This is a genomic window from Paraburkholderia phenazinium (assembly GCF_900100735.1).
Classification (GTDB): domain Bacteria; phylum Pseudomonadota; class Gammaproteobacteria; order Burkholderiales; family Burkholderiaceae; genus Paraburkholderia; species Paraburkholderia phenazinia.
In genome coordinates this window covers 45699-57611 of sequence record NZ_FNCJ01000017.1, presented here as the reverse complement: position 1 = coordinate 57611, position 11913 = coordinate 45699, and the positions used below count along the sequence as shown (strand labels likewise).

At 64.3% G+C, this 11913-nt stretch carries 12 protein-coding genes; 10 read left to right on the top strand and 2 right to left on the bottom strand.

Annotation, left to right across the window (positions count from 1 at the left end):
• The first annotated feature begins 58 nt into the window (after positions 1-58).
• The 9 genes from BLQ92_RS29455 (at position 59) to BLQ92_RS29420 (ending at position 9207) form a co-directional block, all read left to right on the top strand.
• Positions 59-1822, top strand: coding sequence for a type II and III secretion system protein family protein (locus BLQ92_RS29455; RefSeq protein ID WP_175772721.1), 1764 nt, complete (start codon positions 59-61; stop codon positions 1820-1822).
• A gap of 21 nt (positions 1823-1843) precedes the next feature.
• Positions 1844-2161, top strand: coding sequence for a hypothetical protein (locus BLQ92_RS40220; RefSeq protein WP_175772720.1), 318 nt, complete (start codon positions 1844-1846; stop codon positions 2159-2161).
• Between the two features lie 26 nt (positions 2162-2187).
• Positions 2188-3429: a CpaE/TadZ family protein gene (locus BLQ92_RS29450; RefSeq protein ID WP_090690290.1), complete on the top strand. Its 1242-nt coding sequence runs from the start codon at positions 2188-2190 to the stop codon at positions 3427-3429.
• A complete protein-coding gene (locus tag BLQ92_RS29445; RefSeq protein ID WP_090690286.1) occupies positions 3416-4783 on the top strand; it encodes a TadA family conjugal transfer-associated ATPase in 1368 nt (455 codons plus the stop codon). The genes BLQ92_RS29450 and BLQ92_RS29445 overlap by 14 nt, the downstream gene beginning before the upstream one ends.
• A 49-nt stretch (positions 4784-4832) precedes the next feature.
• Positions 4833-5810 carry a type II secretion system F family protein gene (locus BLQ92_RS29440; protein WP_090690283.1) on the top strand — a complete coding sequence of 326 codons (978 nt, stop codon included), beginning with the start codon at positions 4833-4835 and terminating at the stop codon, positions 5808-5810.
• Between the two features lie 63 nt (positions 5811-5873).
• A complete protein-coding gene (locus tag BLQ92_RS29435; protein ID WP_090690279.1) occupies positions 5874-6845 on the top strand; it encodes a type II secretion system F family protein in 972 nt (323 codons plus the stop codon).
• A gap of 15 nt (positions 6846-6860) precedes the next feature.
• Entirely contained in the window at positions 6861-7313 is a 453-nt protein-coding gene (locus tag BLQ92_RS29430) for a TadE/TadG family type IV pilus assembly protein (RefSeq protein ID WP_090690275.1), read from the top strand.
• Complete coding sequence (locus BLQ92_RS29425; protein WP_090690272.1) at positions 7310-7834, top strand: TadE/TadG family type IV pilus assembly protein; 525 nt, start codon at positions 7310-7312, stop codon at positions 7832-7834. The genes BLQ92_RS29430 and BLQ92_RS29425 overlap by 4 nt, the downstream gene beginning before the upstream one ends.
• Before the next feature lie 35 nt (positions 7835-7869).
• Positions 7870-9207: a pilus assembly protein TadG-related protein gene (locus BLQ92_RS29420; RefSeq protein ID WP_175772719.1), complete on the top strand. Its 1338-nt coding sequence runs from the start codon at positions 7870-7872 to the stop codon at positions 9205-9207.
• 98 nt (positions 9208-9305) lie between these two features.
• Here the strand turns inward: BLQ92_RS29420 and BLQ92_RS29415 are convergent, their stop codons facing one another.
• Positions 9306-10652, bottom strand: a complete 1347-nt coding sequence (locus tag BLQ92_RS29415; RefSeq protein ID WP_143016685.1) for a hypothetical protein — start codon at positions 10650-10652, stop codon at positions 9306-9308.
• Positions 10653-11037: 385 nt separating this feature from the next.
• Between BLQ92_RS29415 and BLQ92_RS29410 the strand changes: the two genes are divergently transcribed.
• Positions 11038-11373, top strand: coding sequence for a transposase (locus BLQ92_RS29410; protein WP_218133051.1), 336 nt, complete (start codon positions 11038-11040; stop codon positions 11371-11373).
• 64 nt (positions 11374-11437) lie between these two features.
• On the opposite strand, the gene BLQ92_RS29405 is transcribed toward BLQ92_RS29410, so the two are convergent.
• Positions 11438-11752, bottom strand: a complete 315-nt coding sequence (locus tag BLQ92_RS29405) for a hypothetical protein (RefSeq protein ID WP_090690260.1) — start codon at positions 11750-11752, stop codon at positions 11438-11440.
• Between the last annotated feature and the right edge of the window lie 161 nt (positions 11753-11913).

The window sequence follows — 11913 nt, the reverse complement described above, 5'->3', positions numbered from 1 at the left end:
AGACCCACACCAGACAACGAACGCGATCTACAGGATCCAGCAACGGGGGCACCACAACATGACTACGAAACCTGATTTCCCGTCCGGCCACACGCCGCGACGCACCAAGGCGAGCTGTGCGGTATGGGTCGCCTGGCTGGGCGCTGGCCTGCTGCTCGGCCAGATCGCGCTCACTCAAACCGCGCTCGCGCAGCACGCCCCGGACAACGGCACACCCGCCAAGGCGAGCGCCAGCGCTGCCCTGCCGATGGGCCGCGAACCGCTGCAGATGACCATCAGCATGGCGCCCGCACCCGGCAACGCCGCCGCTGCAGCCGCGCCCACCGGACCGCTGCACGGCCCGAACTGCACCGGCACGGTTCGCGGCGAAAGCACCGTGTTCGTACCGGTCGGCAAATCCACCCTCGTGCCGGTCAGCGAACCTGTGCGCAACCGCACACTCGGCAACCCCGCGATCGCCCAGGCCACCATGGTCTCGCCGCAAACGCTCTACGTACTCGGCGAATCGGTCGGCAGCACCAATATGATCGTGCAGGGACGCAGCGGCGCATGCCAGATCATCGACGTCGTCGTCAATGTCGACTCGGACGGCCTGCAGGCTTCGCTCACGCAACTGATGCCCGAAGAACACGGCATTCGCGTCTCCACCGCCGCCGACAACCTTGTACTGGCGGGCCACGTGTCGAGCGCGCAGGCGGCGGCAACGGCGGTCGAAATCGCCACTGTCTATAGCAGTCACACCAGTACGGACGGCGCCGCCAAGGGCGGTGGCGTGCTCAACATGCTGAGCGTGGATGCGCCGCAGCAGGTCATGCTCGAAGTAAAAGTGGCGGAAGTCGACAAGACGCTGATGAACCAGTTGGGCGCGTCGGTGAACATCCAGGGCGGCTTCGGGTCGTGGACCGGCGCGCTGGTGAGCAGCCTGCTCGCGGGTGTCTCGAGCGGCATCTCGGTCAACAAGAACAACAAGCTGCCCTTCCAGGTCTCGGTCGACGCGCAGAAGACCGACAACCTCGTGAAGATCCTCGCCGAACCGAACCTGGTGACGATCAGTGGCCAGGAAGCCACCTTCCTCGCCGGCGGCGAAGTGTTCATTCCGGTGCCGCAAAGCAGCAGCACAGGCGCGACCTCGATCGTGCTGCAGCAGGAAGACTTCGGGGTGGGCCTCAAATTCACTCCGACGGTGCTGGGCAACGGCCGCATCAACCTGAAGGTCGCCCCTGAAGTGTCCGAACTCTCGCCGACCGGCGTGACGCTCAGCGCGACCAATGTCAGCGGCGTGACGATCCTGCCGCTCATTACCACACGGCGGGCGTCCACTACCGTGCAGATGAACGACGGCGAAAGCTTCGCGATCGGCGGGCTGATCAGCAACAACATCAGCGGCGCGCTCAAGGCGCTGCCGGGGATCGGCGAGGTGCCCGTGCTAGGCGCCCTGTTTCGCAGCACGTCGTTCCAGCAGGACCGCACGGAGCTGGTGTTCATCATCACGCCGCACCTCGTCAGGCCGCAGCGCACCGCCAACCTGCCGCTGCCCACCGACAGCTTCACGCAACCGAAGGACGCCGACATCTATGCGACCGGCGACATGGAAGGCCGCGGCGGTGCGCCGAAGTCAGGCACGGGTACGCCTGCGGCTGGCAACCCAGCGACGCCTGCAGCGACACCTGCAACGGCTCCTGGCCCGGTTGCGGCGCCCGTGCCGGCACCGGCTCCCGCACCGCAAGTGCCGGTGAGCTCGAGCGAGGCGCTGCCCAACCCGCGCGAAGCACAGCAGGACATGGCCAACGCGAGCAGCGCCCACACCGCGCTCGATCATTGATGTGATGGACAGGGGAATCTCATGAAACTCGCAACCCTTCGCTTCGCGGCGCGCGCCGCACTGAGCGTCACGGCGTTCGTCGCACTCGGCGGCTGCATGTCCAGCTCGCCGATCTGGGACGCGCATTTCGGCGAGGCCGAAAAAGCCGTCACCCAGGCGCAGATCATCGATCCGCGGGCGGCCGAGCACACGCCGTCAGTTGACGGAATCGACGGCAAGGCTGCCGCCTCCGCCATGACCCAGTACGACAAGTCGTTCGCCCAACCCGCCACCAACACCAATCCGTTCGTGATCGGCGTAAGCACCGGCGGCAGCAGTGGTGGCAGCAGCGGTCAATAACCCTCGACAGCCTGGCGCAGACGATCATGATCGACATTCTTATCACCTCGAAAGACGCGACGCGCCTGTCCCAGGTCGTGCACATGCTCGGCGAATGCGGCGACTACCGCACCACCCGTGCGGCCGACAGCCCGTCGCTGTTGCTGGAGCGCGGCGACAGCCTCGATGCCTTCGATGTGCTGATCGTCGACGCCGCTTCGACCCAGGACGCGGAATTGCCGGTGGTGGCGCAGTTGTGCCAGAAGCACAAACACCTCTCCTGCATCCTGCTGACCCCGGATGTGTCGCCGCAGACCTTGATCGCGGCGATGCGCGCCGGCTTTCGCGACGTGCTTAGCTGGCCGCTCGAGCGGCGCGCACTCGGCGATGCGCTCGCGCGTCTCGAAGCCCAGTGCCTGAAAAGCCATACGCATACCACCGAGATCGTCTCGTTCATGTCGTGCAAGGGCGGTGTCGGCACCAGCTTCATTGCCGCCAATGTGGCCGACGCGATCGCCAGCAAGCAGCAAAAGCGCGTGCTGATGATCGACCTCAACCAGCTCTTCGCCGACGCCGCGTTCCTCGTGACGAACGAAACGCCACCGTCGACGCTGCCGCAACTGTGCTCGCAGATCGAGCGCATGGACCACGCGTTCTTCGACGCCAGCGTGCTGCATGTCAGCGACAACTTCCATATCCTCGCCGGCGCGGGCGACCCGGTGAAGGCGGCCGAGATCAAGGAAGACCGCCTCGAATGGATTCTCGGCGTCGCCGCACCGCGCTACGACTTCGTGATCTTCGACCTCGGCCAGACGCTCAATCCGAACTCGATGCTCGCGCTCGATCGCAGCAACCAGATCCACATCGTCCTGCAAGCGAGCATGCCGCATGTGCGCGCCGGCCGCCGGCTGCAGGAAATTCTCGCCTCGCTCGGCTATGCCGCCGACCGCACGCGGCTGCTGCTCAATCGCTATGCGCGCCACGAAGAACGCGCCCGCGACGCGATGGAGCAGGTGCTCGGCATGCGCCCGTATCAGGTCATACCGGAGGACGCTGCCGCGGTCTCCGAGGCGATCAACCAGGGCTTGCCGATCTCGAAGACAGGCCATAAGAGCGGCGTGTCGCGCAGCTTGCAGACGCTCGCCGCCAACATTGCCAGCCGGGCCGCCGGATCCAGCCCTGAGCGTGCCAAGGGCGAGTCGCTATTCGCAAGGATGCTCGGCCGTCAGGCGGCGCCGAAGCTTGAAATGCAACTGGACCAACAGGGGAAACATCATGTCGCTTCGTGAACAGATCTCAGCCCAACGCGTGCAGACCTTCGTCGAGCGCTCCGAGGCGGGCGGCACGCCGGGCACGATGGTGCGGGGGGCCTACCAGAAGCTCAAACGTGAGATCCATCTGGCGGTGCTGGAACGCGTCGAACTCGAACGGCTGTCGCGCCTGCCGCCCGACCAGGTGCGCCAGGAAATCGCCACGCTGATTGGACGGATCCTCGACGATCAGAAGGCGCCCGCCAACGATCTCGAACGCAAGCAACTGGTGGTCGACGTGCACGACGAGATGTTCGGCTTCGGTCCGCTCGAACTGTTGCTGCGCGACCCGACCGTCTCCGACATTCTGGTCAACACGTACCAGCATACCTATGTCGAACGCAAGGGACGGCTCGAACGCACCGACGTGACCTTCTATGACGACGCCCACCTGATGAAGGTGATTGAAAAAATCGTCTCGCGGGTCGGCCGGCGCATCGATGAATCGTGTCCGATGGTCGACGCGCGCCTGCCCGACGGTTCGCGCGTCAACGCGATCATCCCGCCTTCTGCCGTCGACGGGCCGCTGCTGTCGATCCGGCGTTTTGCCGTCAACCCGCTGCAGGTGTCCGACCTGATCGAGCTGCAGACGCTCACGCCACCCATGGCGGAAGTGCTCGACGGACTCGTGCGCGCCAAGGTCAATATCCTCATCTCGGGCGGCACCGGCAGCGGCAAGACCACGCTGCTGAACATCCTGTCGGCCTTCATTCCGAGCAACGAACGCATCGTCACGATCGAAGACGCCGCCGAACTGCAGATGCGCCAGGAACACGTGCTGCGCCTCGAAACCCGGCCGCCCAATATCGAAGGGCGCGGCGAGATCACGCAGCGCACGCTGGTGCGCAACGCGCTGCGCATGCGCCCCGACCGGATCATTCTCGGCGAAGTGCGCGGCGACGAAGCACTCGACATGCTCAACGCGATGAACACGGGCCACGAAGGTTCGCTCGCCACGATCCACGCGAACACGCCGCGCGACGCGCTCACACGCCTCGAAAACATGATCAGCATGGGCGGCCTTTCCTTGCCGACCAAGACGATGCGCCAGCAGATCTCATCGGCAATCTCGGTGGTCGTGCAAGCCACCCGCCTGACCGATGGCCGCCGCAAGATCATCAGCATTTCCGAGCTGACCGGCATGGAGGGCGACATGATCAACATGCAGGAGATCTTCACCTTCCGGCGCTCCGGCGTCGATGCAAACGGCAACGTGCGCGGCCACTTCTGCGCGACCGGGGTGCGGCCGAAGTTCGCGGAGCGCCTGCAAGGCTTCGGCGTCGTCTTGCCCGAGCGCGTCTACGACCCGGCGCGCCAGTTTGAAACCGCCTGAACCGCGCGAGCGGTTCAGGCGCCCGCACCCTTAGTATCTGGAGACTGGCATGGCCCCGATCTTCTATGCAGCCATCGTGCTTCTGTTCGCTGCCGTCGTGCTATCGATCGAGGGCGCGTACGAATGGTGGAACAGCCGGCACGGACCCGCAGCCAAGCGGGTCGAATCGCGGATTCGCGCGGTCTCGGCCGGTGGCCACCTGGGCAGCACGCGCCTGAGCATCCTCAAGGAGCGCCTGCTCTCCGAATCGTCGCTGCTCGACAAAGGGCTGCTGTACCTGCCGCGCGTACATGCGATCGACCTGTTCCTGCAGCAGTCCGGCGTGTCGTGGACGGTGGGGCGCCTGTTCGGCATCTGCGCCGTCATGCCGCCGCCCACGCTCGCGATCCTGCTGTTCGCGGGCCTGCCGTTGTGGCCTTCGCTCGGGGTGGCGCTGCTGAGCGCCGTGCTGCCGCTGCTGTACGTGCGCTATCGGCGCGGGCGGCGCCTGCGCAAGCTCGACCGCCAGTTTCCGGACGTCTGCGACATGCTGGCCCGCGCGCTGCGCTCGGGGCATGCGTTCACCGGCGCGATCGGCATGGTAGGCAGCGAGTTCGCCGAACCGATGAGCGGCGAGTTCCGCATCACCTTCGACGAGATCAATTACGGCATCTCGCTCAACGAAGCCCTCCTGAATCTCGCCACCCGTGTGCCGATCCGCGACCTGCGCTACCTGGTGATCGCCGTGCTGATCCAGCGCGAGACCGGCGGCAATCTCGCCGAGCTGCTCGACGGCATCACCTTGCTGATCCGCGAACGCTTCAAGCTGTTCGACAAGGTTCGCGTGCTGTCGGCCGAAGGGAAGATGTCCGCGTGGATCCTGGGGCTGTTGCCGTTCGGCGCCGCTGGCGTGATGGTGACAATCAATCCGGGCTTCCTCGACGTGCTGTGGCAAGACCCCGCTGGCCTGAAGCTGGTCTGGACCGTGCTCGGCACGATGGTGTTCGGCGTGTTCTGGATGCGCCACATCGTCAAGATGCGCGTATAGCGCCGCGTCATTTCTACGAGCCGTTCCTGTCGCACTGCTCATCATTGATACGAAGAGGTAGTCATGCAAACGCCAGATACGATGCACATGCTGATTCTGCTAGGCGTATTCGCCATTGTGTTCGCCGCGGCGTTCGGCGCGATGCATGCGTTTGCGCCACGCGACATGAGCCGCCGGATCGAGCAGGCCGGCGGCGCCAACGCAGCGCCCGCGGCCGCGCCGGGAACGGGCGCCGAATCAAACAGCGGCGAGTGGCTCGAAAAGCTCGCCGACATCTCGCGGCCGATCTCCCGGCTGTCGGTCCCGAAGGAGGGCTGGGAACGCTCGTCGCTGCGCGTGCGGCTGATGAACGCGGGCTGGCGCTCGCCTGGCGCGGCGCCGATCTACTTCGCCGCGAAGACCGCGCTCGCCATCGCCATGCCGCTCACCGCGATGCTGTGGCTGCTGCACACCGAGGTCGCGCGGGACACCTACGAACTCTCGGTGGTGCTGTTCACGCTGGGCGGTATCGGCTACTACCTGCCGAACCTGGTACTGGGACGCCGGATCGCGTGGCGCAAGCGCAAGCTGTTCGAAGACTTTCCCGATGCGCTCGATCTGCTGACCGTCTGCGTCGAAGCGGGCTTGAGTCTCGATGCGGCGCTGATGAAGGTGTCGGGCGAGATTCGCATCAACAGCCCCGTGGTGGCGAGCGAACTGGATCTGATGCTGCTCGAGATGCGCTCGGGGTTCACCAAGGAAAAGGCGCTGCGCAACTTCTCCCTGCGCACCGGCGTCGAGGATGTCGACTCGTTCTGCACGCTGCTGATCCAGTCCGATCGCTTCGGCACCAGCATCGGCGCATCGCTGCGCGTGCTCTCCGACACGCTGCGCACGCGCCGGCGCATGCGGGCTGAAGAACTGGCCGCGAAGATCGGACTGAAGCTGCTGTTTCCGCTGATGTTCTGCATCTTCCCCGCGCTGCTGGTGGTGCTGCTCGGGCCGGCGTTCATTCATATCTACCGGATCCTGCTGCCGGGCATGGCAGGGGCGTAAGGACACGGAGGGCCTATGAAACGGAATCGTCAAAGCGGGGCCGCGGTCGTCGAGTTCGCACTCGTCTTGCCGGTCCTGTTCCTCGTGCTGTTCGGTGCAGTCCAGTTCGGCACGCTGATGAACAACTATCTGCTGCTCACCGACGCCGCGTCGGTAGGCGCGCATCTGCTCGCTTCCGAGCGAGGCTATGCCACACCGTATTCCGATACCGAGGCTGCCATCCTGTCCGCCACCTCGACGCTGAAAAACACCTTGGCGATCACCATCAGCGTCGGCGGTACGACCTGCACGAGCGACACCGCCTGCGCGAGTGCGCTCGGCACCCAGACCCAGCCGCCGGCCACCGGCACCGAGGCGAAAGTATCGCTCAGCTATACGTTCAGTTCGCCGTTCAAAGGCGCCTTGTACAGCCTCAAGTCGATGATGCCAACGTCCCTGAGCGCCACCATGTCGGAGCTCGTGCAATGAACGCCAGCCTACTACCCGATACCACGCGCACGCCGTTGCGCGCCGCCTTGGCGAGACCCGCGGCGCGTCTGCGCAAAACCCAGCGGCCCGGCCGGCAACGCGGGATCGCCGCGATCGAATTCGCGCTGCTCGCGCCGCCCCTGCTCGTCATTGTCCTCGGCATGGCGCAGTTCGGCTGGCTGCTGGGCAACTACGTCATGGTGGCAAACGCCACCTCGTCGGCGGCGCGCTACTTCGCGTCGCAGCGCGGCAACAGCACACCGTATAGCACCACCAAGACCCAGGTGACCACCGCAGCCTCGTACCTGGTCACGGGAAATCTCTCGATCACCACGTATGTAAACGGCACGCAATGCACCACCGATACGGAATGCGCCACCGCGCTCTCGACTGCAGCGGGCGACCCGGCGACGGTGACGGTCACCTACAGCTCGTTTTCTCCGCTCTTCAAAGGCACGCTGGCCGGATTGGTCGGCATGCCCGCCTCATTGAATTCAACGATGATCGAGCGCGTGCAATGAACACGCCACGTCAATTTCCAGGCCGGAGGCCCTTCATGAACCAGAACCAAGCGCCACGCCGCTCGCGCGCCGGACAACGCGGCTCCATCTCGGTGATCGTCGCCCTGTCGCTGGTGGCGCTGCTGGCGTTCGCGGCGATTGCCGTCGACGTCGGTTACCTGATGTTCAGCCAGCGACGCCTGCAGGCCGCCACCGATGCCGCCGCCCTCGCCGGCGCGACGGACCTGTGGACCAAGAGCTGGGCCACCTCACAGGCGGATGCCCAGAATTACGCGGCCGGGCAAACCGACAGCAACAGCAACACGCTGCCCGGCAATGTCAGCGTGACAAGCACGAGTATCACGGGGCTCAAGCTGGCGAGCGTCACCTTGCCATATGCACAAGCCGCCTCGGGCTACAACGGTATCGAAGTGACACAGGTGGCGAGCGTGCCCACGTTCTTCGCGCGCGCCATCGGCATCAAGTCGGCGACTATCAGTGCATCGTCGAAGGCAGGCGCCGGCGGCGGCACCCAGGCCGCGCAATACAACGTGATGATCATCCTCGATACGACAGCGTCGATGAACGACACCGATAGCAACTGCAAGAATTCCCAGGGCACCGCGCTCAGCCGTGAAAATTGCGCCAAGGCCGGCGCACTCGAACTGCTGACGGGGTTGACTAACGCGGGCGATAACGTCGGCCTGATGGTGTTTCCGCCCATGACGTCGACTTATACATACTCCTGCTCGAAGTCTCAGCCCGGCACGGCGGGTAGTTATTCCGCCGTTGCGTCCGGCGCCAGCTCGACACTGGGCGGCTACGAGATTTCGTCTCCCGCCAGCGGTTTTCTCAGCAGCAGCGGCTCAGCCAATACCAGCTCTTCTGTGGTCCAGGCGCTCGGCGGCGGCAGTTGCAACGGCCTTTCTGCAATCGGCGGGCTCGGGACGTTCTACGGCGACGCGATCACCCAGGCGCAAAGCGCCTTGAGCACGCTGTCGGCGTCGCAAAACCCGCCGGGACAGAATGTCATCGTGCTGCTAAGCGATGGCGATGCGACCTCGAGCACGAAGCAGTTGGGCAGCACGTTCAGCAGCACGTACAACCAGGAGTGCCAGACCGCCATCAACGACGCGGCCACAGCCAAGGCCGCAGGAACAGAGATCTACACCGTCGCCTACATCGGCGGCGAGTCGTCCTCCGCGACCTGCAGCGACGGTACGGACAGCCTGTCGCCATGCACCACGATGCAGGACATCTCCAGCGGCTCCGCGTACTTTTACTCGGATACCTGCACCAACGCAGCGGGCGGCACCGCCAATCTCAGCACGATCTTCAAGCAGATTACCTACACGCTGACCAAGCCGCGGTTGATACCGGGAGACGCGGCCTGAAAAGGCAGGCATTAGCGGAGAAGGGAGCCGCTGCGCAGCCCGATTGGTTCGGGCTGCTTGCGTTTTCTGCCTGAGCGGCTGCAGGTCAGCGGTGAGGGTCAGCGGCGTGGCTCGGCCATCGGCCGCAGGTTCTGTGCTTTGCCCGCGGATGATGGCCTCACGCCACGGCGAGCGCGGTGGAACAGTTTCGGGGCGCGCAGCTTGCGAATTTTTTTCATCAGACGCCACAACGGCGAACTGTGCACCTGCGCCAGCTCGCTCTTGACCTCGGCCAGCGCGGCCCGCGTCGCGGCGAGCTCGGCATGCAGAATCGCATCGATACCCTCGCCGTCGATCAGAGCCACATCCACCATGCGCGACGCACGGCCGGCCGGGACCTGCGGCTGCGGCCAGTTCGCCGCCGCACCGAACGCCATCACCTGGGTGGCCTGCGCCAGCTTGCTGGTCCACAGCACCAATGCGTCCGGCTCGACGCTGCCGCTGGCCGCAAGGGTGCGTGCAAAGCTCAGGGCGTCGAGGTGCACCTGCAAGCCCTCGAGCGGCTCGAAACCATGCTGGCGTTCCGCACCCGCTTCGCCGCGCGCGCTGCGAAACGACGGGCGCAGACCGGTTAGCTCGCGAATCCAGCGTTCGGCGCCTTCGATATACGCGGGTGAATGGCCCGCCAGGTCACAATCGAACAGGGCATCGGCATGCGTTGCCGCGTCTCTTAGCGTCAGGATCCAGTGCGCCAGAAACGCCCGGTACGCCTGCAACGGCGCGATCGTCGCGACGTGCTCCTTGTAGAACGACAGGTACGACTCGACGATCTGCGCCTCCGTGCCGGCAGGCGGCACAGGCAACTCGACCTGCAACGCCGCGATCGTCCGCTGAACCAGCGGTACGTGCCGGTTCAGCGCCAGCACCACAAACGGTACGGCCACAAAATGCGCATTCCGGTGTGCCGCAAAAAGCTGCCAGCAGGACTGCCACTGCGAGATCGGGTTTTTCTCGACCACGATATGCACCGCGTCCGGAAAGGTGGCGCGAAACCACGCCAGCCGCCCGAGCGAGCGGCAGAATTTCAGCACCGGCACGCGGCCTTGCTGGTGCGCAGCGTCCAGCAGACCGCGCAGGTAGCGCTCGAGACGTTCGGCTCCCGGCGGCGCCTGGCCGTCGAAGCGGTCGATCGAAAACTCTGCCTCGTAGCCGGCAATGCCACCGGCACCGGGCTCGAGCAGGTGCGCAAACTCGGCGAAGTACGGCGCTTCGAGCGCCGGGTGACCGGAACGCCAACTGTCGGCGGTGCTGCTCGCAAGCTTGAGCGCATCGATGCTCGCCAGCATTTCATGCAACGGCTCGTAGTAGGCGGTGGCATCGTCGAGCTTACGAAAGCATGACCATAGCCATGTCCCCGCCGTCCTGTAGCCGGTATGGAGAAAGACGGCCTGGCGTTTTGAATTCATGGAAGCGGCGCTATGCGAGAGATGGGCTAAACGGCCGGCCACATGGGTCAATCCGGATGACGCGCCTGCTGATGGAGAACGTTTGCCGGTTCAAAAACCAGCGACGGCGCTGCGAACCAGCAGCAGTCTAGAACCGATGCGTATTATTAGAGTTACAGGTTCGTTTACAAACGTTTACTGGCGCAAACGTTTCCAACCCCGTAAATGGTTACGCGTGCATCGTCGTGGTGCAGATCGCGCTCACCTGTGACGTCAAATTCACTTGACGACGCCGGCGTCTCACTGAAAGAATGAAGCAGCCTGATGAGAGTGGGGCGGACTGCGCAATTGCAAGGCGGGCGTAGTCATTTAGTAATATTAACTATATTGTTCTGGGGAAAATCTTATGGCTATGCCGGCTCCAGACGGCGCATGTGCCGTAGCATTTTGGTCCACGCTACCCGAACCCGTGCGCCTCTCCGATCAAGACTGGTTTCGCGTACAGCATCTTTTCTCGAATCACGATATCAAGCGCGGGCGCCCTCGCCGCCCCGAGCGCGAAATTCTCGACGCCATCCTGTGGGTCGAGGCGAACGGCAACAAATGGCACCGGCTGCCCTGCAGTTATCCCCCCGCCCAGACCTGCTACGCGAAATACGTCGCCTGGCGGCGCGATGGGCTGCTCGAACAGGTCAAAGGTCTGCTCGCGTGCGCGCGCGACGATGCACAGAAATTTGCTTGACCCGAGTCTTCGCGCATAACCCGAAGGCGCGCTGTGCGCGTTGCGCGCAGGCATCTGGCCGTCGTTACGACCCGGCTGCCGCCGCACCTGGGAAAAGGACGCCAATGATCTGCTGGAGTTTCAGCGCGCAACTGCGTGCCTCGTCAGGTGCATTCGCCTGCATCGTCTCCAGCAGATTGACGAAGGTGGAGAGAAACGCATCGGCCACCGGCGTCTCGCGGGAATGCTCGCGCAAATAGGCGATGTAGCCAAACAGCAGTTTGATGAACTCGATCTGCTGAGCCGCAAATTGCTCATCGTCCAGGGGGATGGAAGCGGCGACAGCCGGTTCGCGCGTATGCAGCACGATGGGCAGGCGAATGAAAGAAGTGTCGCTCATGAAAGCAGGCCTCGTCAGCACAGGGGCCAGTGAAAATGGATCGGCCTGCGAACGCCCCGAGAGAGATGCGCTGCTATGCTATAAATGCCGAATGAGTTTGACGAATTCTGGCACTTTTTGATTTTTTCACTCAGCCTAACGCGCGTCAAGTGAATTTGACA